The sequence below is a fragment of the Pseudorhodoferax sp. Leaf265 genome, from assembly GCF_001422365.1.
In the GTDB taxonomy this organism is placed as follows: Bacteria; Pseudomonadota; Gammaproteobacteria; order Burkholderiales; family Burkholderiaceae_C; genus Pseudorhodoferax.
On record NZ_LMMT01000036.1, the window covers coordinates 339615 to 360918 of the forward strand.

The window sequence follows — 21304 nt, forward strand, 5'->3', positions numbered from 1 at the left end:
GGCGTCTTATGCCAGCTTCCCGTGACACTGCTTGAACTTCTTGCCGCTGCCGCAGGGGCAGGGATCGTTGCGGCCCACGCGCTGACCGTCGAAGGCGAGCGCGTTGCCGCCGGCCGCCTGACCTTCGGTGCGCGTCTGGACCTCGCCGGTCTCGGTCGGCGCCGTGTAGGTCACGTTGGCCAGGTTCTCACCGCGCTGCTCCAGGTCCTGCGCGGCCTGGCCGGCCTCCTCGCTGGACTGGATGCGCACCGTCATGAGCAGCTTGGTGACGTTGTTCTTCACGGCGTCCAGCATCTGCCCGAACAGCTCGAAAGCCTCGCGCTTGTACTCCTGCTTGGGCTGCTTCTGCGCATAGCCGCGCAGATGGATGCCCTGGCGCAGGTAGTCCAGCGACGAGAGATGCTCGCGCCAGTGCTGGTCCATGCTCTGCAGCAGCACCATGCGCTCGAACTGCGTGAACTGCTCGCCGCCGACCAGTGCCACCTTGGCGGCGAAGGCTTCGTCAGCGGCCGTGATGACCTTCTCGACGATGTCCTCGTCGGTGATGTCGCTGGCCGCCTCGACGGCCGCCTGCAACGGCACCTGCAGCTGCCAGTCGTCCGCCAGGGTCTTCTCCAGGCCCGGCAGGTCCCATTGCTCCTCAACCGACTCCGCCGGCACGAACTGGCGCACCAGGTCGGTGAAGCAGCCGTGGCGCAGGCCCTTGATCTGCTCGGTCAGGTCGCCCGCGTCCAGGATCTCGTTGCGCTGGGTGTAGATGACCTTGCGCTGGTCGTTGGCGACGTCGTCGTACTCCAGCAGCTGCTTGCGCATGTCGAAGTTGCGCGCCTCGACCTTGCGCTGCGCGCTCTCGATGCTCCGCGTGACGATGCCGGCCTCGATGGCCTCGCCCTCGGGCATCTTGAGCCGGTCCATGATGGCCTTGACGCGGTCGCCCGCGAAGATGCGCATCAGGGGATCGTCCAGGCTCAGGTAGAAGCGCGAGGAGCCCGGGTCGCCCTGGCGGCCCGAACGGCCGCGCAGCTGGTTGTCGATGCGGCGCGACTCGTGGCGTTCGGTGGCGATGATGCGCAGCCCGCCGAGCGACTTGACGTGCTCGTGATCCTTCTCCCACTGCGCACGCACCTTGGCCTCCTCGGCCTGCAGAGCCGCAGCGCCCAGGCCCGGATTGGCCGCGTGCACCGCCTCAATGGCCTTCTCCAGGTTGCCGCCCAGCACGATGTCGGTGCCGCGACCGGCCATGTTGGTCGCGATGGTGATCATCTTGGCCCGGCCGGCCTGGGCCACGATGTCGGCCTCACGCGCGTGCTGCTTGGCGTTGAGCACCTGGTGCGGCAACTTGGCCTGGATCAGCAGCTGGTCGATGATCTCGGAGTTCTCGATCGAGGTCGTGCCCACCAGCACCGGCTGGCCGCGCTCGTAGCACTCGCGGATGTCGGCGATGGCCGCGTCGTACTTTTCCTTGGTGGTCTTGTAGACGCGGTCGAGCTGGTCCTCGCGCCGGTTCTGGCGGTTCGGCGGGATCAGCGTGGTCTCCAGGCCGTAGATCGACTGGAACTCGAAGGCTTCCGTGTCGGCCGTGCCGGTCATGCCGGCCAGCTTGGCGTACAGCCGGAAGTAGTTCTGGAAGGTGATCGAGGCCATGGTCTGGTTCTCGGGCTGGATCGCCACGCCTTCCTTGGCCTCCACGGCTTGGTGCAGGCCGTCGCTCCAGCGCCGCCCGCTCATCAGGCGTCCCGTGAACTCGTCAACGATCACCACCTCGCCGTCCTGCACCACATAGTGCTGGTCGCGGTGGTAGATGTGCTGGGCACGCAGCGCCGCGTTCAGGTGGTGCATCAGCGTGATGTTGGCCGGGTCGTACAGCGAGGCGCCCTCGGGGATCAGGCCCAGGCTGGACAGGATGCGCTCGGCGTTCTCGTGGCCCTGCTCGGTCAGGAACACCTGGTGCGACTTCTCGTCCACCGTGAAGTCGCCCGGCTTGGTCACGCCCTCGCCCGTGCGTGGGTCGGCCTCGCCCTCCTGGCGCGTCAGCGTCGGCACGGCCTTGTGGATGGCCTGGTACAGCTGCGTGTGGTCCTCGGCCTGGCCGCTGATGATCAGCGGCGTGCGCGCCTCGTCGATCAGGATGGAGTCCACCTCGTCGACGATGGCGTAGTTCAGGCCACGCTGCACGCGGTCGCGCACCTCGTAGACCATGTTGTCGCGCAGGTAGTCGAAGCCGTATTCGTTGTTGGTGCCGTAGGTGATGTCGGCGGCGTAGGCGGCCTGCTTCTCCTCGCGCGACATCTGCGGCAGGTTGATGCCGACCGTGAGGCCCAGGAAGTTGTACAGCCGGCCCATCCACTGGGCGTCGCGGTTGGCCAGGTAGTCGTTGACCGTCACCACGTGCACGCCCTTGCCCGACAGCGCATTGAGGTAGACCGGCAACGTGGCCGTCAGCGTCTTGCCCTCGCCCGTCCGCATTTCCGCGATCTTGCCCATGTGCAGGGCCATGCCGCCCAGCAGCTGCACGTCGAAGTGGCGCATCTTCATGACGCGCTTGGAACCTTCACGGACCACCGCAAAGGCCTCCACCAGGATCGAATCCAGTGTGGCGCCGCCGGCCACGCGGTCCTTGAACTCCTGGGTCTTGGCGCGCAGTTCGTCGTCGGAGAGCTTCTCCAACTGGGATTCCAGCGCATTGATCGCCTGCACCGACTTGCGGTATTGCTTCAGCAGCCGTTCGTTGCGGCTGCCGAAAATCTTGGTCAGGAAATTGATGTTCATGAATACGAGATCGCCCGCCTCCGCCCGGCGTGGCGCGGTGGCATGGCGACCGAAATCCCTTGGTGTCGGTGGAATCCGGAAATGGCGGCAGGTGCGCAGGTGGCCCAGGGCCTGGCGCATGCCAAACCGGCGATTTTATGCCGGGCGTCCTGCGGCGCTGGCGACCCCGATAATCCCCCGGCCATGCATGCCCCACGCCGCTCGTTCACCCTGCAACAGGCCGTTGCCGATTCCGGGCCGCTGGCCCGGCTGTCGGCACTGGTGCGCGAATCGGCCGAGCGCCTGGCCGCCGTGCAGCCGCTGATCCCGCCCCCCATGCGGGCCGCCATCCGGCCGGGTCCGATCGACGAGAACGGCTGGTGCCTGCTGGTGGACAACAGTGCGGCTGCCGCCAAGCTGCGGCACCTGGCGCCGCTGCTGCAGCAGGCGCTGCGCAACCGCGGCTGGGACGTGGTGGCGATCCGCGTGAAGATCCAGAAGCGGCTCTGAGCCGCACCGGCTGCGCACCTCACGCACGCCGGCGAAGAGTTTCAGAAATTCCTGAAAACCATACAATTTCAGGAATGCGCACAGACGACCTGCCCGAGCTCAGCCGCCAGTTCATCGCCCATTTCGGCGAGATGGGCAGCCGCTGGGGCATCAACCGCACGGTGGGGCAGATCTATGCGCTGCTGTACGTGGCGCAGAACCCGATGAACGCCGACGAGATCGCCGAGGCGCTGGCCTTCTCGCGCTCCAACGTGAGCATGGGGCTCAAGGAACTGCAATCGTGGCGCCTGGTGCGCTTGCGCCACCTGAGCGGCGACCGGCGCGAGTACTTCGAGGCGCCGCAGGATGTCTGGGACATCTTCCGCATCCTGGCCGAGGAGCGCCGCCGCCGCGAGATCGAGCCGACGCTGTCGATGCTGCGCGCCGCGCTGCTGGAGACGCCCGCCACCGACGCGGAGCGCCACGCCCAGCAGCGCATGCGCGAGATGCACGATCTGATCGACCGGCTCATGAAGTGGTTCGACGACGTGCAGCGCCTGGCGCCCGAGACGGCGCTGCAGCTCATGGGCATGGGAGCGGCCGTCACGCGGGTGCTGGGCGTCAAGGACCGGCTGGCCGGCGCGGTGCGCGGGCGCAAGCCGCCCCCGCCGCCCAAGCCCTGACCCCGCAGCACCCTCAGAGCGCTTCCTGCCGCCCCGCCTCGCCCGGCGTGGGCCGGGCCAGCTTGTCGCGGCGCTGGGCCTCGTCGTCCATCAGCTCGTACCACATCGCGTTGAGCACCGCGAAGGCCGCGGCCAGCGGCAGGCCCAGCAGCCAGGAGAAGTACCACATGTGCGTTTCCTCAGGTTCGGTTCAATAGGAATGGCCGCTGCCATCCGCGATGGCGCGGGCGTCAACCTTGCCCCAGAGCACCGTGTAGACCCAGCTGGTGTAGGCCACGATGAGCGGCAGGAACACGGCGGTGACCACCAGCATGACGAACAGCGTGAGGTGGCTCGACGAGGCGTCCCACACCGTCAGGCTGGCGCGCGGGTCCAGCGACGAGGGCAGCAGGAACGGGAAGGTCGAGGCCCCCACGCTCAGCACGATGCCGACAATGGCGCCCGCGCTGGCCAGCAGCGCCAGCACCTCGCGCCGCAGGGCCAGGCCCAGCGCAGCCAGTGCGCAGCCGGCCAGGCCGAGCGCGGGCGCCGCCATCGTCCAGCCATGCTGCGCGTAGTTGGTGAACCAGGCGCCGGCCACCCGCTCCACCGTCTTGCGCAGCGGCGCCGACGGGCCCGTCGGATCGATCACGCTGGTGATGCGGTAGCCCTCCACGAAGCTCCACAGCACCACGCCGCCCAGCGCGAACAGCACCAGCGCGGCCAGTGCCGCACCCATGCCGATGCGGCGGGCGCGCTCGGCCACCGGGCCTTCGGTCTTGAGCAGCAGCCAGGCGCTGCCGTGCATGGCCACCATGGCCACCGACACCAGGCCGGCCAGCAAGGCGAATGGGCTCAGCAGGCCGAAGAAGCCACCCTCGTAGAAGATGCGCATGTCCGGCGCGAAGCGGAATGGCACGCCCAGCAGCACGTTGCCCATGGCCACGCCGAAGATCAGCGCGGGCACCAGACCGCAGAAGCACAGCACGGCGTCCCAGCGCGCGCGCCAGGCCGGCTCCTCGCGCTTGCTGCGGAACTTGAAGGCCACCGGCCGCAGGATCAGTGGCACCAGCGCCGCGAACATCGCCAGGTAAAAGCCCGAGAACGACACCGCGTACAGCGGTGGCCAGGCCGCAAAGATGGCGCCACCGCCCAGAATCAGCCAGACCTGGTTGCCCTCCCACACCGGGCCCACGCTGTTGATGGCCACGCGGCGCTCCAGGTCGGTGCGGGCCACGGCGGGCAGCAGCATGCCCACGCCCAGGTCGAAGCCGTCGGTCACCGCGAAGCCGATCAGCAGCGCCCCCAGCAGTGCCCACCAGACCAGGCGCAGCACGTCGTAGGAAATCAATTCATGCAGGACCATTTCAAGCTCCCTTGGCAAGCCGCGTGGCAGACGGGCGGACGACGGGGCCGGACACGGCCCCCACGCCAGGCGGATGCTCTTCGTGCGGGCCCGAGCGGATGGCCTTGAACATCAGCTTGAGCTCGATCACCAGCAGCACGGTGTAGATGGCGACGAAGCCCGCCAGCGTGAACAGCACCGTGTGCACGCCCAGGCTGGAGACGGCCACGGCGGTGGGCAGCACGCCCTCGATGACCCAGGGCTGGCGGCCGAACTCGGCCACGATCCAGCCGCATTCGGCCGCGATCCATGGCAGCGGGATGGCCCACACCGCCACCCTGAGCAACCAGGGGTGGGCGTCGAGCCGGCGCCGCGCCGACAGCCAGAAAAACACCGCCGTCAGCACGATGAAGAAGATCCCGAGGCCCACCATGATGCGGAAGGTCCAGAACAGCGGCGCCACCTGCGGCACGGTGTCCCAGGCCGCCTTGGCGATCTGCTCGGGCGTGGCCTGGCGCGGGTCGTCCACGTAGCGCTTGAGCAGCAGCGCGTAGCCCAGGCGCTGGCCGTGGTCCTCGAACGCCGTGCGGTCGTTCGGCGCGATCTTCTCGTCCGAACCGGCGGCGCGGATGCGCTGCAGCGCGTCGTAGGCGAGGATGCCCTCGCGGATGTGGCCTTCGGCGCTCTTGACCAGGTCTTCGATGCCTGGGATCTCCTGCGTGAGCGAGCGCGTGCCGATCAGGCCCATGGCCCAGGGAATGTGGATGGCGTAGTGCGTCTCACGCGATTGCTGGTCCGGGAAGCCGAAGGCCGTGAACGCGGCGGGCGCGGGCTCGGTCTTCCACATGGCCTCGATGGAGGCCAGCTTCATCTTCTGGTGCTCGGTCGAGAGGTAGCCGCTCTCGTCGCCCAGCACCACCACCGACAGCGAGGCCGCCAGGCCGAACGAGGCGGCCACCGTCATCGAACGCTTGGCCAGCGCCAGGTGCCGGCCCTTGCGCACGTACCAGGCCGAGATGCCCAGCACGAACAGCGCCGCGCAGACGTAGCCGGCCGACACCGTGTGCACGAACTTGGCCTGCGCCACCGGGTTGGTCAGTACCGCGAAGAAGTCCACCACCTCCATGCGCATGGTCTGCGGGTTGAAGGCCGCGCCCACCGGGTTCTGCATCCAGCCGTTGGCGATCAGGATCCACAGCGCCGAGAAGTTGGTGCCCAGCGCCATCAGCCAGGTGACGACCAGGTGGGCACGCTTGGACAGCTTGTCCCAGCCGAAGAAGAACAGGCCGACGAAGGTGGCTTCCAGGAAGAAGGCCATCAGTCCCTCGATGGCCAGCGGCGCGCCGAACACGTCGCCCACGTAGTGGCTGTAGTAGCTCCAGTTCATGCCGAACTGGAACTCCAGCACCACGCCGGTGGCCACGCCCATGGCGAAGTTGATGCCGAACAGGATGCCCCAGAACTTGGTCATGTCGCGCCAGACCGTGCGGCCCGTCATCACGTAGACCGTCTCCATGATCGCCAGCAGGATGGCCAACCCCAGCGTGAGCGGCACGAACAGGAAGTGGTAGAGCGCGGTCACTGCGAACTGCAGCCGCGAGATCGAAACGATGTCGAGGTCCATGGCGGGGGTCTCTCTGGATGATTCGTTCAGTTGAACAGCTTAGTCCGGCCGCAGCTGTTGCAGCAACCGATCAAAAAGGGGTTCGCCGCGGCGCGCCTCGGCGACGATGCGGCCGTGCGCCAGGCACACCAGCCGGTCGGCCAGTTCCGCTTCGCGGCGCAGGTGCGTGGCGACCAGCAGGCTGCGGCCGGCAGCGGCCGTGGCCAGGCGCGCCAGCACGTCGCGCGCGGTGGCGGCGTCGACGGCCTCGGTCGGCTCGTCCAGCAGCCACAGCGGCGCATCGCGCAGCAGCAGCCGCGCCAGCGCCAGCCGCCGCGCCTGGCCGCCGGACAGGCCCAGGCCGCCCTCGCCAAGCACGGTGTCCAGCCCGCGGGGCAGCCCGCGCACCAGGCCGTCCAGGCCGGCCGCGTGCAGCGCCTGCCAGAGCGCGGCGTCGTCCGCGCCAGGGCGGGCCAGCAGCAGGTTGTCGCGCAGGCTGTCGGCGAACAGTTCGCTGCGCTGGGTCATCAGGCAGGCCGTGCGTGCGCTGCACGCGCCGGACAGGGGCACCAACTCGCCGGCCGCCAGCGCCAGCAGCGTGGACTTGCCAGCGCCGCTCGCGCCGACCAGGGCCACGCGCTCACCGGCGCGCAGTTGCAGGCCGATGCCGTGCAGCACCGGCGCCGCCGCGCCGGCAGGCGCGGCGTCCACGGCGTCCAGGTGCAATGCGACGCCGGCTGGCGGAGTGCGCAGAACGGCGGTTGCGGGCTCCTCGGCCAGCCGCGGGCCGACGCGCCGCGCTGCCAGCAGCGCGCGGCCCAGGTCCAGCGCGCCGCGGCGCAGCCCGGCCAGCGGCTCGGTGGCCGCCAGCGCCACGAGCAGCAGGCCGACGGCGGCCGGCATGCCGGTGCGGCCCTGCTCCACGCACCAGGCCGCCAGCAACAGGCCCGCCGTCAGCACGGCCGCGGCCAGGGCGCCCAGGCCCGTGGCGGTGCGCGCCTCCAGCCGATTCAGTGCCCGCTCCGCCACGGCCAGCCGGGCATCGGCCTGCGCCAGGGCCGCGCACTGCGCGGGCAGGCGGCCGGCCATGGCCAGTTCCGTCTGGCCGGCCACGAGATCGATGGCGATGGCGCGCAATTGTTCCTGGGCCTGGGCGCGCCGGTACGCGGGCCGGCGGGCCTGCCGCGCACAGCGCCAGGCCAGCAGCAGGCCGCCACCGGACACGGCCACGCCCAGCCCCAGTCCGGCCCAGGGTGCCGCGAACGCCCAGACCAGCGCGGCCGCCAGGCCCGTGGCGGCCAGGGTGGCGAGCGGCACGGCCACGCGCAGGTACAGCGCGTCCAGCGCGTCCACGTCGGCTGTGAGCCGGAACAGCAGCCGCGCCGGCCGGGCCAACAACCGGTGCGCCACGCGGGGCTGTGCCCAGCCGCGCAGGAGCCGCTCGCGCAGCCCGGCCAACACGGCGAGCGTGGCGTCGTGCGTGACCAGCCGCTCGGCGTAGCGCAGGCCGGTGCGCCCCAGCGCCAGCAGGCGGATGCCGGCGGAAGGCGCGAACACGTCGAACGCCAACGCCGTGGCGGCGCTCAGGCCGGCGAAGGCCGTGGCGCTGATGAACCAGCCCGACAGACCCAGCAGCGCCATGCCCGCCAGCGCCGTGGTGGCGGCCAGCGCGGCGCCTGCCAGCAGCGCGCGCGCCCGGTCGCGCCACAGCAGTTGCAGCACGGCGCGCAGCGCGCCGGGACGGTGGCGGCGCGTCACGCGGCGGCTCCGAGAACGAGGCGGCGCGGCAGGCGCGCCAGCAGCGCCGGGTCGTGCGTGGCCACCACCAGCGTGCGGCCTTCGGCCAGCTGGAGCAGCGCGTCGATCACGGCGTCGGCGGTGGCGCGGTCCAGGTGGGCCGTGGGTTCGTCGGCGAGCACCAGGCCCGCGCCAACCTGCAGGCTTGCCCGCGCCAGCGCCAGGCGCACCAGTTCGCCGCCCGACAGGCCTGCACCGCCTTCGCCCATCGCGCGCGCCAGCGCCGGCCGGCCGGCACCGGCGAACGCCGCCTGCGCCAGCACCCGCCCCGCCGCCGGCACCTCGTCGCGGCCCAGCAGGAGGTTGTGCCGCACGCTGCCGGCGAACACGTGCGGCGCCTGCGCGACCCAGGCCATGCGCGCGCGCAGGCCCGCGGCCGTGGCCTCGCCCAAGGCCATGCCGTCGATGGCGATGTGGCCGCCATCGGTCGGTGCCAGGCCCGCGAGCAGCGCGAGCAGCGTGGACTTGCCGGCCCCGCTGGCACCGACCACGGCCAGTTGTTCGCCCGGCGCGAGCGCGAACGACAGGCCGTCGAACAGCGGCCGCGCCGCACCAGCGTGGGTGAAGCGCAGCCGCTCCACGCGCAGCGCCACAGCACCGGCACCGGCCGGACAGGCCGCGCCCTGCGAAGCCCCCAGCAAGGTGGGCGCCGGTGCGGACCACTGCACGATGGACTGGCGCGCCGCCTCGCCAGCCGCACGGTCGTGCCAGGCGGCGGACAGCTCTCGCAGCGGCTCGAAGAAGGCCGGCGCCAGCAGCAGGATGAACACGCCCTCGCCCAGGCAGAGCCGCCCTCCCCAGGCGCCGAACGGCAAGGACCCGAGCAGGTGAAAGCCCACGTAGACCGCCACCATCGCCACGCCCAGGGCCGAGAACAGTTCCAGCACGGCGGACGACAGAAAGGCCACGCGCAGCACGGCCATGGTGCGCTGGCGCAGCAGCTCGGCACTGGCGCGCAGGCGCAGGGCGGTCGTCTCCACGGCCCCGAGGGCGCGCAGGGTGGCCAGACCGCGCAAGCGGTCGAGCAGGAAGCCGTGCATGTCGCCCAGGCCAGCCAGCTGCGCCTCGCTGGCCGCTTTGGCGCGCCAGCCGACCAGGGCCATGAACAGCGGGATCAGCGGAGCGGTGGCCACCAGGATCAACGCCGCCACCCACGACAGCGGCGCCACCGCCACCACGATGGCCAGCGGCACGCAGGCCACGCGCCAGCGCGCCGGCACATAGCGCAGCAGCTGCGGCGCCAACGCATCGGCCTGCTCGGCCATGGCACTGGCGGCCAGACCCGAGGATGCACGCGCGCCATCCAGCGGCGATCGGCGTGCCAGGGCCCGGCCCAGTTGCGCGCGCAGCTGCGCGATCTCGGCGCGCGCGCCATCGAACAGCCGGCGCAGCGCAGCGCCCTCACAGACCGCGCGCAGCAGGCCCAGGGCCAGTACGCCGGCCGCCGGCACCAGCACGCCGGCCACGCCCCGCCCGTCGGCCAGCCGCTGCACGGCCCAGGCCAGCAGCCCGGCCTGCGGCAACCACAGCAGGGCAGCCATCACATGCAGGGCAATGCCGGCCGGGCTGGCAGATAGGGAAGAAGTCGAGGGCCTGCGCACGGTACGCGATCATATCGAATTTTCAGTAATTACTGAAAATTCAATCTTGACGCGTACGACGCCGGTTCGCCGGCCTTGACCGCATTGGCGGCATTGGCAAACACCGCCACAGCCCGGTAGCCGCAGGGCCCCATAGTAGGATCGCGCTCCTTTTTTCCGCCCTGGCGCCACCGCATCCATGACGCTTCCGACGACTTCCCTGGACAAGGCCAAGATCAAGTTCCTGTTGCTGGAGGGCATCCACCCTTCCGCCGTGGAGGTGCTGCGCGCCGCCGGCTACAGCCAGATCGAGTCCCTGCCCTCGGCGCTGCCCGACGAAGAACTCAAGCGCCGGATCGCCGACGTGCACTTCATCGGCATCCGCTCGCGCACGCAGCTGACTGCCGAGGTGTTCGCACACGCGCACAAGCTGGTCGCCGCCGGGTGCTTCTGCATCGGCACCAACCAGGTCGACCTTGCAGCGGCGCGCGAGCGTGGCATCGCGGTGTTCAACGCGCCCTACTCCAACACGCGCTCGGTGGCCGAACTCGTGATCGCCGAGGCCATCCTGCTGCTGCGCGGCGTGCCGGCCAAGAACGCGGCCGCACACCGCGGCGGCTGGCTCAAGACAGCCGAGAACGCCTACGAGATCCGCGGCAAGACGCTGGGCGTGGTGGGCTACGGCGCCATCGGCACACAGCTGTCGGTGCTGGCCGAGGCCCTGGGCATGCATGTGCAGTTCCACGACATCGTATCCAAGCTGCCCCTGGGCAATGCGCGCCAGGTCGGCCTGGCCGAGTTGCTGGCCACCAGCGACATCGTGACCCTGCACGTGCCCGAAACGCCGTCCACCCAATGGATGGTGGGCGCGGAGCAGATCGCGGCCATGAAGCCGGGAGCCATCCTGATCAACGCTTCGCGCGGCACCGTGGTCGAGATCGACCCGCTGGCCGAGGCGGTCCAGTCCGGCAAGCTGCTGGGTGCGGCCATCGACGTGTTCCCGGTGGAGCCGCGCGGCAACAAGGACGAGTTCCTGTCGCCGCTGCGCGGCATGGACAACGTGATCCTGACACCGCACATCGGCGGCTCGACCATGGAAGCCCAGGCCAACATCGGCCTGGAGGTGGCCGAGAAGCTGGTGCGCTACAGCGACACGGGCGCCACCACCTCGTCGGTGAACTTCCCCGAGGTCTCGCTGCCCTCGCACCCGGGCAAGCACCGGCTACTGCACGTGCACCACAACGTGCCGGGCGTGCTGTCGGAGATCAACCGCATCTTCTCGGACAACCAGATCAACATCTCGGCCCAGTACCTGCAGACCAACGAGAAGATCGGCTATGTGGTGATCGACCTGGACGCCGGTTCCTCCGAGCGCGCGCTCGAGAAGCTGGCCCAGGTGCCCGGCACCATCCGCACGCGCGTGCTGTTCTGATCCCCTAGAGCCTGCGCGGCCGCGCCAGCAGCGGACGCAGCTTGTGCAGGTCGCGCCATAGCGGTGGCAGCGAGATCGTCAGCAGCAGCGCGGCGAGCGGCACGACGCAGACGAATCCCAGGTGCGTGAAGCCGAGCGCGCCAGCGATGCCGCCCAGCACGAAGGCGGCCAGCAGCCCGCCCGTGAGGCGCAGCTTGGTGCGGTCGTGGCGCACCGGGCCGTGCCGTGCGGCCGACCGGTTGAAATACAGCAGCTTGCCCAGTTCCATGCCCAGGTCGGTCACGTTGCCGGTCATGTGCGTGGTGCGCACGCGGCCGCCCGAGGTCTTGGAACTCACGGCGTTCTGCAGCCCCATGATGAAGGACAGCAGCAGCACGGTGAGCGGCACCGTGAACGGTGTCTGCCAGCCCAGCGTGATCGCGCCCATGAGGCCGAACGGGAACATCAGCAGCGCTTCGCACAGCAGCGGCAGCGCGTAGATGCTGTCCAGCCGGCGCTGGCGGCCCCAGTTGACCAGCATGGCCGTGGCCGCCGCGCCCGCGACGAAGGCCAGCAGCGCGCCCAGCGCCGTGAGCACCAGCCGGCCCTGCCCCAGCGCCAGCCCGTCGGCCAGCTGCGAGGTGAAGCCCGTCATGTGCGAGGTGTACTGGTGCAGCACCAGGAAGCCTCCGGCGTTGATGGCACCGGCGTTGAAGGCCAGCAGCAGGCCCAGTGCCAGATTGGTCGAGGGGGCGCGGTGCCGGCTGGTCAGAACAAGAAAGCGGCGCATGGTACAGGCGCGGTGCAGGCCCGGGTCAGCGTGCAGCTCAAGCCCAGTTCGCCAGCAGATCCGGCAGGCTGGCCATGTCCGTGAACACATGGACGGCGCCGGCCGCACGCAGGCTTTCGGCCGGGCTGTGGCCCGGCCCCCCGGGGCTGTAGCCAAACACCGTGGCGCCCGCTGCTGCGCCGGACGTGACGCCCGTGACGGTGTCCTCGACCACGGCGCAGCGCCGCGGATCGGCGCCCAGGGCGGCTGCGGCCGCAAGATAGACATCGGGCGCGGGCTTGGATTTCGGCATCTCGTGGCCGCTGAAGATCCGGTCTTCGAAATAGCCGTGGAGCCCGACCTTGCGCAGTTGCAGTTCGACCTTGGCGCGGTCTGCGCCGGAAGCGCAGGCGATGCGCCCGCCCGTCGCGGCATGCAGTGCAGGCACCGCCGTCTCGGCGCCGGGGATGACCACGAGGTCGTTCACCAGCGCCGCATTGCGCCGGGCCCAGAAGGCCTGCAGCCATTCCTGCGTGACGGGGTGGCCGGTGTGGCGCTCGATCAACGCGGCCTCGTCCTTGACGGCCTTGCCGATGAAGATGCGCATGCACTCTTCCTGCGTGATCTGCCAGCCGCGCTCGCCCAGGACCTGGACGAGCACGCGGTGGGTGATGGGTTCGGAATCGACGAGCACGCCGTCGCAGTCGAACAAGATGGCTTCGAATCGCATGGCCACCATTGGACCACGCGTCTGGGGCCGTTCAGTGCAGCGTACCGTCCAGGTAGTACCAGCGCCCACCCTCGCGCACGAAGCGGCTGCGCTCGTGCAGGCGGTGCGCGCGACCGCTGGCGTCGCGCTGGCGGGCGACGAACTCGACCTCGGCATGCTCGGCATCGATCTGCTTGCGGTCCTTCACCTGCAGGCCCAACCAGCGCATGCCGGCGTCGAGGTCGAGCTGCGCGGGCCGGTGGCTGGCGTGCCATGTCGCCAGCAGGTAGTCGGCCCGTTCGCGCACGAAGGCGGTGTAGCGCGAGCGCATGAGCGACTCGGCATCGGGCGCGGGCGTGGCCTCGAAGGCGTCGAGGTAGCGGCCACAGCAGTCGGCATAGGCCAGCGCACGCTGGCGCGCATCCATGCGGCCGCAGGGACAGGCCGTCACGCCAGCGCGCGCGCGATCAAAATCTTCTGCACGTCGCTCGTGCCCTCGTAGATCTGGCACACGCGCACGTCGCGGTAGATGCGCTCCACGGGGAAGTCGTTGACCACGCCGTAGCCGCCCAGCGTCTGGATCGCCGCGCTGCAGACGCGCTCGGCCATCTCGCTGGCGAACAGCTTGGCCATGGCGGCCTCCTTCAGGCACGGCAAGCCCGCATCGCGCAGGCTCGCGGCATGCCAGATCAGCTGGCGCGCCGCCTCGATCTGCGTCGCGCAGTCGGCCAGCCGGAAGCCCACCGCCTGGTGCTGGAAGATCGGCTGGCCGAAGCTCTCGCGCTGCTTGGCGTAGGCCAGCGCGGCCTCGAAGGCGCTGCGCGCCATGCCCACGCTCTGCGCGGCGATGCCGATGCGCCCGCCTTCGAGCGCGCCCAGCGCGATCTTGTAGCCTTCGCCCTCGGCGCCGATCAGGTGGTCGGCCGGGATGCGGCAGCCCTCGAAGTTGATCTGCGCCGTGTCGCTGCTGTGCTGGCCCAGCTTGTCCTCCAGCCGCGCGACCTGGTAGCCCGGCGTGTCGGTGGGCACGAGGAAGGCGCTCATGCCCTTCTTGCCGGCGCCCTTGTCGGTCACGGCGATGACGATGGCCACCTGGCCGTTCTTGCCGCTGGTGATGAATTGCTTGACGCCGTCGATCACGTAGCCGTCGCCGTCGCGCCGCGCCGTGGTGCGCAGGGCCGATGCATCGGAGCCCACATGCGGCTCGGTCAGGCAGAAGGCGCCCAGCATCTGGCCCTGGGCCAGGGGTTCGAGCCAGCGCGTCTTCTGCGCGGCGTTGCCATAGCGCATCAGGATGGCGTTGACGGGGCAGTTGGTCACGCTGATGGCCGTGCTGGTGCCACCGTCGCCGGCGGCGATCTCCTCGAGGACGAGCGCCAAGGTGAGGTAGTCCAGGCCGGCGCCGCCATGCTCCTCGGGCACGCAGATGCCGTAGGCGCCGAGCGCGGCCAGGCCCTGGTGGGCGGCCTTGGGGAAATGGTGTTCGCGGTCCCACTGCGCAGCATGGGGCCACAGCTCGGCCTGCGCGAAGGCGCGCACGGCGTCGCGGATGGCTTCCTGGTCGGGGGTCAGCAGCATGGTCGGTTCCGTTGTCTCAGGCGGAGGCTTGGGTTTCCAGCGCGAGCTGGTCGCGGTAGCGCGCCAGCATCTGCTCCTGGGTTTCGGTCGGCGCGCCAGCGCCGATCTGGTCGTGGATCATCTGGTTCATGGTGGGCAGCGCGGAACGCTGGGGCCAGGTGTCGGGCTGCCAAAGCTGCGAGCGCATGAAGGCCTTGGCGCAGTGCAGGTAGACCTCCTCGATCTGCAGCTCGACCACGAGCTTGGGGCGCTGGCGCTCCTCGGCGAAGCGGTCGGTGAATTCGGCCTCGTCGCGCAGCCGGGCGCGGCCGTTCACGCGCAGCGTCTCTTGCACGTTGGGGATCAGGAAGATCAGCGCCATGCGCGGGTCGACGATCAGGTTCTCCAGCGTGTCGAGCCGGTTGTTGCCGCCTGAATCGGGCAGCAGCAGCGTGCGTTCGTCGGCCAGCTTGACGAAGCCGGGCACGCCGCCGCGCGGCGAGGCGTCGAGCAGGGCTCCGTGTACGCCACCCGTGGCGACCATGCAGAACGGCGACAGCGCGATGAACCGCGCCGCGTGGGGATCGACATGGTCCAGCTGCTTGCGCAGCGCGCGTTCGCCGGGCGCGGCGTACAGGCCGCGCAGTTGTTCCAAGGTTTGAATCATCACCACCCTTCGAAAGGTCTGCCGTCGTAGTCGAGGAATGCGCCCTTGTGTTGGGGGCCGAGCCCGTCGAGCGCGGCGCGCATGCCGGCGACGCTCTGGTCCACGCGCAAAGGAGCGGCCGCGCCGCCCATGTCGGTCTGCACCCAGCCGGGCGACAGCGCGACCAGGATGGCCTGCGGATAGTCGTGCTGCGCAGAAGCCACCGCCATGTTCAGGGCGGCCTTGCTGGCGCGGTAAACCCAGGCCATGCTGTCGTCCACGCCTGCGATGCGGCCCATCTCGCTCGTGACGAAGGCAAAGCGCCCGCGCGGCGCGGCCTCGACGAGCGGCGCCACCTGCGGGATGGCCTGCATGGCGCCCAGCACATTGGTGTGCATGAGCCGGTCGAAGTCCTCGCGCGTGGGCGGCGTGCGCGCATCGGCCGTGACCCAGGCGCCGGCCACGTAGAGCGCGGTGTCGATCTTCTCGCCGTCCAGCTGCCAGGCCAGGCCGCTCACGCTGGCTGGATTCGCCACGTCCACGCGCAGCGGCGTGGCGCCCAGGGCCTTCAGGCGGGCCAGGCCCGCGTCGTCGCGCGCGGTGGCGATCACGCGGTCGCCGGCCGTGCGGTACTGGCGCACGAACTCCAGGCCGATGCCGCGCGAGGCACCGATCACGAGGACCGTGGCCATCAGAGCAGTTCGAGTGCGAGCGCCGTGGCCTCGCCGCCGCCGATGCACAGCGTGGCGACGCCGCGCTTCTTGCCCCGGGCCTGCAGCGCATGGATCAGCGTGACCATGATGCGGGCGCCGCTGGCGCCGATCGGGTGGCCCAGCGCGCAGGCGCCGCCGTTGACGTTGACGATGTCGTGCGACAGGCCAAGCTCGGTCATCAGCGCCATGGGCACGACGGCGAAGGCCTCGTTGATCTCCCACAGGTCCACATCGGCCACGCTCCAGCCGGCCTTGGCCAGCAGCTTCTGCGTGGCGCCCACGGGGGCGGTGGCGAACCAGTTGGGTTCCTGCGCGTGGGTGGTGTGGGCCACGATGCGCGCGATGGGCTTGGCGCCCAGGCGCTGCGCCGTGGAGGCACGGGCCAGCACGAGCGCGGCGGCGCCGTCGTTGATCGACGAGCTGGAGGCGGCGGTGATGGTTCCGTCCTTCTTGAACGCGGGCTTGAGCGTGGGGATCTTGTCCAGCTTGATCTTGCCCGGGCCTTCGTCCACGGCGACCAGCACATCGCCGGCGCGGGTCTTGACCGTCACGGGCGCGATCTCGGCCTGGAAGGCACCGGAGGCCGTGGCCTCCTGGGCACGCCGCACGCTGGCGACGGCAAATTTGTCCTGCTCCTCGCGCGTGAAGCCGTACTTGGCGGCGCAGTCCTCGCCGAAGGTGCCCATGGAGCGGCCGGCCTCGTAGGCGTCTTCCAGGCCGTCCAGCATCATGTGGTCCATCACGCGGTCGTGGCCGATGCGGATGCCGCTGCGGCCCTTGGGCAGCAGGTGCGGCGCGTTGGTCATGCTCTCCATGCCACCGGCCACCATGACCTCGTGCGTGCCGGCCAGCAGCATGTCGTGCGCCAACATGGCCGCCTTCATGCCCGAGCCGCACATCTTGGACAAGGTGACGGCGCCAGCGCCCTTGGGCAGGCCGCCCTTGAACGCGGCCTGGCGCGCGGGCGCCTGGCCCTGGCCGGCCATCAGGCAGTTGCCGAACAGCACCTCGCCGACCACGTCGGGCGAGATGCCGGCGCGCTCGACGGCGGCCTTGATGGCCACGCCGCCCAGGTCGTGCGCCGCCAGACCGGCGAAGTCGCCCTGGAACCCGCCCATGGGCGTGCGCGCGGCGCCGAGGATGACGATGGGATCTTCTTGTGTGCTGGACATGGCGGTCTCCTTCAAAGGTGGATGGGGGTTGAGAAAACGGTGGGCTTACTCGTCGTCTTCCTCGGGCTGCAGCGGCTGGCCGCTGTCGTGCCGGGGATAGCGCTTGATGGCCGCGCGGAAGGTGTCGAGCACGGAGTCCGGATCGCTGATGCTGACCTTGAGGTCGTTGACCAGACCATCCTTGAGGCCGTAGCACCAGCCATGGATGGTCAGTTGCTGACCGCGCGCCCAGGCGTCCTGCACGACGGTGGACAAGGCCACGTTGCCGACCTGCTCGATCACGTTGATCTCGCACAGCACGTCGTGCCGCTGCTGCTCGGTCGGCAGGTGGTCGATGCGCTTGCGGTGGCGCAGCCGCAGATCGGCGATGTGGGCCAGCCAGTTGTCGGCCAGGCCCACGCGCTGGCCCAGCAGCGCGGCGCGCACGCCGGCACAGCCGTAGTGGCCGGTCACCATGATGTGCTCGACGCGCAGGTGGTCCACGGCGAACTGGATGGTCGACAGCGCGTTGAGGTCCGAATGCACCACCACGTTGGCCACGTTGCGGTGCACGAACACCTCGCCCGGGTCCAGGCCCGTGATCTCGTTGGCCGGCACGCGGCTGTCGGCGCAGCCGATCCACATGTAGCGCGGCTTTTGCTGCGCCATGAGGCCGGTGAAGAAGCCCGGACGCTCCTGCTCGACCCGGGCAGCCCAGGCGCGGTTGTTGGCGAGGAGGTGTTCGAGAGAGTTGCTCATGTGGATCGTTCCCTTTGCAAAGCTGTGGAATCTGGAATGGATCTGCTGCGCCGCAGCAAACCCCGCATTTTCCGCGCTCGCGGACGGGGCTTGGAACTCAGTGGCGAATGCCCTCGCGGCCGACCACGGCCATCAGCGTGCAGTTCATCGTGGCGACCAGCCTCTCACGCCCGCCGTCGAAGGCCAGCGCCCGGCCCTCGACCACGCTAATGGTGCGGCCGGGCTTGAGCACCAGCCCCTCCATGCGAAAGCGTTGGCCCTTGGCCGGCGCGAGCAGGTTGATCTTGAATTCGATGGTCAGCACGGCGGCATCGGCCGCCATCAGCGTGAAGCCGGCGTAGCCGCAGGCCGAATCCAGCGCCGTGGCAAGCATGCCGGCATGCAGGAAACCGTGCTGCTGCGTGAGCCCGGGCGCCCAGTCCAGTTCGATCGCCACCAGGCCCGGATCGACCTGCGCCAGCCGCGCGCCCAGCGTCTGCATCGCGCCCTGGCGGGCGAAGCTGTCGCGCACGCGCGCGGACCAGTCGGCCACCTGGGGTTCGAAGACGGGGGTGCTCATCGCTGCGCTCCAGACAGGTTTGAATTGACGTTTACGTAAACGTCAATCATAGCCAGCTCAACTGGAACGCGCCAGCAGCGCGCGCGCCTCGCGTTCGTGTGCCTTCACTTCATCAAGGTTGGCGTGCAGCTCGGTCAGCTGTGCTTCCAACGCCTGGCGGTGCGCGGCCAGCACGTCCAGGAACTTGCGCAACTGGGGACCTGTGTCGCGCGGGCTGTCGTACATGTCCAGGATCTCGCGCGCCTCGTTCAGCGACAGGCCCAGGCGCTTGGCCCGCAGCGTGAGCTTGAGCCGCGTGCGGTCGCGCGCGGCGTAGACGCGCACGCGGCCGCCCGGGCCACTGCGCTGCGGCTGCAGCAGGCCCATGTCCTCGTAGAAGCGGATGGCGCGGGTGGTCAGGTCGAACTCGCGGGCCAGGTCGCCGATGCTGTAGGTGCCGGCATCGGCGGCGGTCTCTTCGGACGGCGGGGGGCAGGAGGCATCGGCGGTCATCGGCTGGTCATACGGAGGTGACAGGTGAAAGAGCGGGCGCATTCCTAGAATGACGCCGGATTACAGATGACGTTTACGTCAACGTCAACCCAACCGGCAGACACCCCATGAACGCACTCGAACGCCAGCTGCACTACCCCTTTGGTGATCAGATGCCGGAGCCGGGCAAGACCATGGAGGTGGTGCCCGGCATGCGCTGGATCCGCATGGCGTTGCCGTTCGCACTGGACCACATCAACCTCTGGCTGCTGCGCGACGAAATCGACGGCCGCGCCGGCTGGACCGTAGTGGACTGCTGCATCGCGCGCGGCGAGGCCAAGGCGCAGTGGGAGGAGGTGTTCGCCACCCAGTTGCAGGGCCTGCCGATCCTGCGCGTGATCGTCACCCACATGCATCCTGACCACATCGGCCTGGCGCATTGGCTGTGCACGCGCTGGAACGCGCCGCTGTGGATCAGTGCCACCGACTACCACGTGGCCCGTCTCAATACCCAAGGCACCAGCGGCAACGGCGGCGAAGCGGCCGCTGACTTCTTCCGCAGCCATGGGCTGACGGACCCGGTAGCGCTGGAGCAGGTGCGCGGCCGCACGAACTACTACGCCGACATGGTGCCGGACGTACCGCGCCAGTACACCCGCCTGCTGGACGGCATGCACCTGCGCATCGGCGGGCGCGACTGGCGCTGCATCAGCGGCTACGGGCACGCGCCCGAACACATCGCGCTGTACTGCGAAGAGGCCGCCGTGCTGGTGGGCGGCGACATGATGCTGCCGCGCATCTCGACCAACGTCAGCGTCTACGACAACGAGCCCGAAGCCAATGCGCTGCAGCTGTTCCTCGACTCCATCGACAAGTTCCGGCCGCTGCCCCCCGAGACCCTGACGCTGCCAGCCCACGGCAAGCCGTTCCGGGGGCTGCACACCCGCGTCGACCAGTTGCACGATCACCACCGCCAGCACCTGGAGCGCGTCATGGAGGCCTGCCGCACGCTGGGCCCGCGCACCGGCGCCGACCTGCTGCCCGTGCTGTTCACGCGCAAGCTGGACCTGCACCAGACCACCTTCGCCATGGGCGAGGCCGTGGCCCACCTGCACAAGCTCTGGTTCGACGGCCAGTTGCAACGCCGACGTGGCGAAGACGGGGTCTACCGCTTCGCCCTGGCTTAAGCCAGGCTGAAGGCGCGGAACCGAACAGCGTCCGCCGGCATCCAACCTCGGTCGGGAAGGGGGTTATCCACACCCCCGTCAAGGGCGCAGACAGCGCTCTTAGCACTCACCACCGGAGAGTGCTAGTATTTCCCCTGAAGGAAAGGAATCTGGTATGAGTTTTCAAACTGGAACCACGTCCGTTGCGCTTGCCACGGCGAACCCATGGTCGCTGGTCCCGCCGCTGGGCAACCTGGACGCGTACATCTCCGCGGTCAACCGCATGCCGATGCTCAGCCTCGAGCAGGAGCAGGAGTACGCGCGCAAGCTCAAGAACGAGAACGATCTGGAAGCCGCAGGAAAGCTGGTGCTGTCGCACCTGCGCCTGGTGGTGTCCGTGGCCCGCCAATACCTGGGCTATGGCCTGCCGCACGGCGACCTGATCCAGGAAGGCAATGTGGGCCTCATGAAGGCCGTCAAGCGCTTCGACCCGGACCAGGGTGTGCGCCTGGTCAGCTACGCGCTGCACTGGATCAAGGCCGAGATGCACGAGTACATCCTGAAGAACTGGCGCATGGTCAAGGTGGCGACCACCAAGGCCCAGCGCAAGCTGTTCTTCAACCTGCGCTCGATGAAGCAGGGCTTCAAGGCCGATGCGGCCGAGGGCGAGACCCACCGCGACTCGCTCAGCGAGGGCCAGATCGAGGCCATGGCCGAGCAGCTCAACGTGAAGCGCGAGGACGTGATCGAGATGGAAGCCCGGCTGTCGGGCGGCGACGTGATGCTCGATCCCGGCCCATCCGACGACGGCGAGGACAGTTACGGCCCGATCGCCTATCTGGCCGACGCCAAGCAGGAGCCGACGGCGCTGATCGAGTCGCGCCAGCGCGACCGGCTGGCCAGCGACGGCATCAGCACGGCCCTGGCCGAGTTGGACCCGCGCAGCCGGCGCATCGTCGAGGAGCGCTGGCTCAAGGTCAACGACGACGGCTCGGGCGGCATGACGTTGCACGAGCTGGCGGCCGATTACGGCGTGAGCGCCGAGCGCATCCGCCAAATCGAATCGGCGGCCATGAAGAAGATGAAGAAGGCACTGGCGTACTACGCCTGACCACCGCCTTTCTCCTGCAAAACGCCAGCGCCAACAGCGCTGGCGTTTTGCTTTCTGG

21 protein-coding genes are annotated in these 21304 nt (G+C 69.6%); 5 read left to right on the top strand and 16 right to left on the bottom strand.

The features are described from left to right. Positions 1-6: 6 nt before the first annotated feature. Positions 7-2769 (bottom strand): preprotein translocase subunit SecA, encoded by a 2763-nt coding sequence (gene secA / locus ASF45_RS25140; protein WP_056669721.1) that lies wholly within the window; start codon positions 2767-2769, stop codon positions 7-9. Positions 2770-2952: 183 nt separating this feature from the next. Between secA and ASF45_RS25145 the strand changes: the two genes are divergently transcribed. Beyond that, entirely contained in the window at positions 2953-3258 is a 306-nt protein-coding gene (locus ASF45_RS25145; RefSeq protein WP_056669724.1) for a DciA family protein, read from the top strand. 74 nt (positions 3259-3332) lie between these two features. After that, a complete protein-coding gene (locus tag ASF45_RS25150) occupies positions 3333-3920 on the top strand; it encodes a GbsR/MarR family transcriptional regulator (protein WP_056669728.1) in 588 nt (195 codons plus the stop codon). A 13-nt stretch (positions 3921-3933) separates the two neighbouring features. Here ASF45_RS25150 and cydX read toward each other — a convergent pair whose 3' ends face one another. From cydX to cydD, 5 genes are read right to left on the bottom strand one after another with little or no spacing between them, the layout of a single operon-like run. Beyond that, positions 3934-4089: a cytochrome bd-I oxidase subunit CydX gene (cydX, locus tag ASF45_RS34125; RefSeq protein WP_063887778.1), complete on the bottom strand. Its 156-nt coding sequence runs from the start codon at positions 4087-4089 to the stop codon at positions 3934-3936. A gap of 21 nt (positions 4090-4110) precedes the next feature. Then, entirely contained in the window at positions 4111-5265 is a 1155-nt protein-coding gene (gene cydB / locus ASF45_RS25155) for a cytochrome d ubiquinol oxidase subunit II (RefSeq protein WP_056669730.1), read from the bottom strand. Position 5266: 1 nt separating this feature from the next. Continuing rightward, positions 5267-6868 (bottom strand): cytochrome ubiquinol oxidase subunit I, encoded by a 1602-nt coding sequence (locus tag ASF45_RS25160; RefSeq protein ID WP_056669733.1) that lies wholly within the window; start codon positions 6866-6868, stop codon positions 5267-5269. Between the two features lie 39 nt (positions 6869-6907). Next, a complete protein-coding gene (locus ASF45_RS25165; protein ID WP_056669736.1) occupies positions 6908-8605 on the bottom strand; it encodes an amino acid ABC transporter ATP-binding/permease protein in 1698 nt (565 codons plus the stop codon). Further along, a complete protein-coding gene (cydD, locus tag ASF45_RS25170) occupies positions 8602-10245 on the bottom strand; it encodes a thiol reductant ABC exporter subunit CydD (protein ID WP_056669739.1) in 1644 nt (547 codons plus the stop codon). The genes ASF45_RS25165 and cydD overlap by 4 nt, the downstream gene beginning before the upstream one ends. Before the next feature lie 178 nt (positions 10246-10423). On the opposite strand from cydD, the gene serA reads away from it, so the two are divergent. After that, the gene (gene serA / locus ASF45_RS25175; protein WP_056669742.1) at positions 10424-11656 is read left to right on the top strand and encodes a phosphoglycerate dehydrogenase; all 1233 of its coding nucleotides are present in this window, start codon (positions 10424-10426) and stop codon (positions 11654-11656) included. A 4-nt stretch (positions 11657-11660) separates the two neighbouring features. Here the strand turns inward: serA and ASF45_RS25180 are convergent, their stop codons facing one another. The 10 genes from ASF45_RS25180 to ASF45_RS25225 form a co-directional block, all read right to left on the bottom strand. After that, positions 11661-12425 (bottom strand): YoaK family protein, encoded by a 765-nt coding sequence (locus ASF45_RS25180; RefSeq protein ID WP_056669745.1) that lies wholly within the window; start codon positions 12423-12425, stop codon positions 11661-11663. Positions 12426-12462: 37 nt separating this feature from the next. Beyond that, positions 12463-13143, bottom strand: a complete 681-nt coding sequence (locus ASF45_RS25185; RefSeq protein ID WP_056669748.1) for an HAD family phosphatase — start codon at positions 13141-13143, stop codon at positions 12463-12465. A gap of 22 nt (positions 13144-13165) precedes the next feature. Next, a complete protein-coding gene (locus ASF45_RS25190) occupies positions 13166-13540 on the bottom strand; it encodes a YchJ family protein (protein ID WP_056669750.1) in 375 nt (124 codons plus the stop codon). Between the two features lie 20 nt (positions 13541-13560). Beyond that, positions 13561-14691, bottom strand: coding sequence for an acyl-CoA dehydrogenase family protein (locus ASF45_RS25195; protein ID WP_056669753.1), 1131 nt, complete (start codon positions 14689-14691; stop codon positions 13561-13563). Between the two features lie 16 nt (positions 14692-14707). Next, positions 14708-15337: a pyridoxamine 5'-phosphate oxidase family protein gene (locus ASF45_RS25200; protein WP_056669756.1), complete on the bottom strand. Its 630-nt coding sequence runs from the start codon at positions 15335-15337 to the stop codon at positions 14708-14710. Next, positions 15337-16008, bottom strand: coding sequence for an SDR family oxidoreductase (locus ASF45_RS25205; RefSeq protein ID WP_056669759.1), 672 nt, complete (start codon positions 16006-16008; stop codon positions 15337-15339). The genes ASF45_RS25200 and ASF45_RS25205 overlap by 1 nt, the downstream gene beginning before the upstream one ends. After that, positions 16008-17201, bottom strand: a complete 1194-nt coding sequence (locus ASF45_RS25210) for an acetyl-CoA C-acyltransferase (protein ID WP_056669762.1) — start codon at positions 17199-17201, stop codon at positions 16008-16010. Before ASF45_RS25210 ends, ASF45_RS25205 begins: the two co-directional genes overlap by 1 nt. A 45-nt stretch (positions 17202-17246) precedes the next feature. After that, a complete protein-coding gene (gene can, locus ASF45_RS25215) occupies positions 17247-17939 on the bottom strand; it encodes a carbonate dehydratase (RefSeq protein WP_056669765.1) in 693 nt (230 codons plus the stop codon). A 97-nt stretch (positions 17940-18036) separates the two neighbouring features. Next, positions 18037-18498 (bottom strand): PaaI family thioesterase, encoded by a 462-nt coding sequence (locus tag ASF45_RS25220; protein ID WP_056669768.1) that lies wholly within the window; start codon positions 18496-18498, stop codon positions 18037-18039. Positions 18499-18555: 57 nt separating this feature from the next. Next, positions 18556-18990 carry a MerR family DNA-binding transcriptional regulator gene (locus tag ASF45_RS25225; protein WP_056669771.1) on the bottom strand — a complete coding sequence of 145 codons (435 nt, stop codon included), beginning with the start codon at positions 18988-18990 and terminating at the stop codon, positions 18556-18558. 107 nt (positions 18991-19097) lie between these two features. Here ASF45_RS25225 and ASF45_RS25230 point away from each other — a divergent pair, with 107 nt between their 5' ends. Both ASF45_RS25230 and rpoH read left to right on the top strand, forming a co-directional pair. Next, positions 19098-20156: an MBL fold metallo-hydrolase gene (locus ASF45_RS25230; RefSeq protein WP_056669775.1), complete on the top strand. Its 1059-nt coding sequence runs from the start codon at positions 19098-19100 to the stop codon at positions 20154-20156. Between the two features lie 154 nt (positions 20157-20310). Further along, a complete protein-coding gene (rpoH, locus tag ASF45_RS25235; protein WP_056669779.1) occupies positions 20311-21246 on the top strand; it encodes an RNA polymerase sigma factor RpoH in 936 nt (311 codons plus the stop codon). The last annotated feature ends 58 nt before the right edge of the window (positions 21247-21304 follow it).

What these genes read in the sequence shown, in the direction of transcription:
- ASF45_RS25160 (WP_056669733.1), bottom strand. Translation starts at nt 6,868, where the DNA reads ATGGACCTCGACATCGTTTCGATCTCGCGGCTGCAGTTCGCAGTGACC.
- ASF45_RS25185 (WP_056669748.1), bottom strand. Translation starts at nt 13,143, where the DNA reads ATGGTGGCCATGCGATTCGAAGCCATCTTGTTCGACTGCGACGGCGTG.
- ASF45_RS25210 (WP_056669762.1), bottom strand. Translation starts at nt 17,201, where the DNA reads ATGTCCAGCACACAAGAAGATCCCATCGTCATCCTCGGCGCCGCGCGC.
- ASF45_RS25220 (WP_056669768.1), bottom strand. Translation starts at nt 18,498, where the DNA reads ATGAGCACCCCCGTCTTCGAACCCCAGGTGGCCGACTGGTCCGCGCGC.
- serA (WP_056669742.1), top strand. Translation starts at nt 10,424, where the DNA reads ATGACGCTTCCGACGACTTCCCTGGACAAGGCCAAGATCAAGTTCCTG.
- ASF45_RS25150 (WP_056669728.1), top strand. Translation starts at nt 3,333, where the DNA reads ATGCGCACAGACGACCTGCCCGAGCTCAGCCGCCAGTTCATCGCCCAT.
- ASF45_RS25205 (WP_056669759.1), bottom strand. Translation starts at nt 16,008, where the DNA reads ATGGCCACGGTCCTCGTGATCGGTGCCTCGCGCGGCATCGGCCTGGAG.
- ASF45_RS25195 (WP_056669753.1), bottom strand. Translation starts at nt 14,691, where the DNA reads ATGCTGCTGACCCCCGACCAGGAAGCCATCCGCGACGCCGTGCGCGCC.
- ASF45_RS25145 (WP_056669724.1), top strand. Translation starts at nt 2,953, where the DNA reads ATGCATGCCCCACGCCGCTCGTTCACCCTGCAACAGGCCGTTGCCGAT.
- ASF45_RS25190 (WP_056669750.1), bottom strand. Translation starts at nt 13,540, where the DNA reads ATGGATGCGCGCCAGCGTGCGCTGGCCTATGCCGACTGCTGTGGCCGC.
- cydX (WP_063887778.1), bottom strand. Translation starts at nt 4,089, where the DNA reads ATGTGGTACTTCTCCTGGCTGCTGGGCCTGCCGCTGGCCGCGGCCTTC.
- ASF45_RS25200 (WP_056669756.1), bottom strand. Translation starts at nt 15,337, where the DNA reads ATGATTCAAACCTTGGAACAACTGCGCGGCCTGTACGCCGCGCCCGGC.
- can (WP_056669765.1), bottom strand. Translation starts at nt 17,939, where the DNA reads ATGAGCAACTCTCTCGAACACCTCCTCGCCAACAACCGCGCCTGGGCT.
- ASF45_RS25230 (WP_056669775.1), top strand. Translation starts at nt 19,098, where the DNA reads ATGAACGCACTCGAACGCCAGCTGCACTACCCCTTTGGTGATCAGATG.
- ASF45_RS25225 (WP_056669771.1), bottom strand. Translation starts at nt 18,990, where the DNA reads ATGACCGCCGATGCCTCCTGCCCCCCGCCGTCCGAAGAGACCGCCGCC.
- ASF45_RS25180 (WP_056669745.1), bottom strand. Translation starts at nt 12,425, where the DNA reads ATGCGCCGCTTTCTTGTTCTGACCAGCCGGCACCGCGCCCCCTCGACC.
- secA (WP_056669721.1), bottom strand. Translation starts at nt 2,769, where the DNA reads ATGAACATCAATTTCCTGACCAAGATTTTCGGCAGCCGCAACGAACGG.
- rpoH (WP_056669779.1), top strand. Translation starts at nt 20,311, where the DNA reads ATGAGTTTTCAAACTGGAACCACGTCCGTTGCGCTTGCCACGGCGAAC.
- cydB (WP_056669730.1), bottom strand. Translation starts at nt 5,265, where the DNA reads ATGGTCCTGCATGAATTGATTTCCTACGACGTGCTGCGCCTGGTCTGG.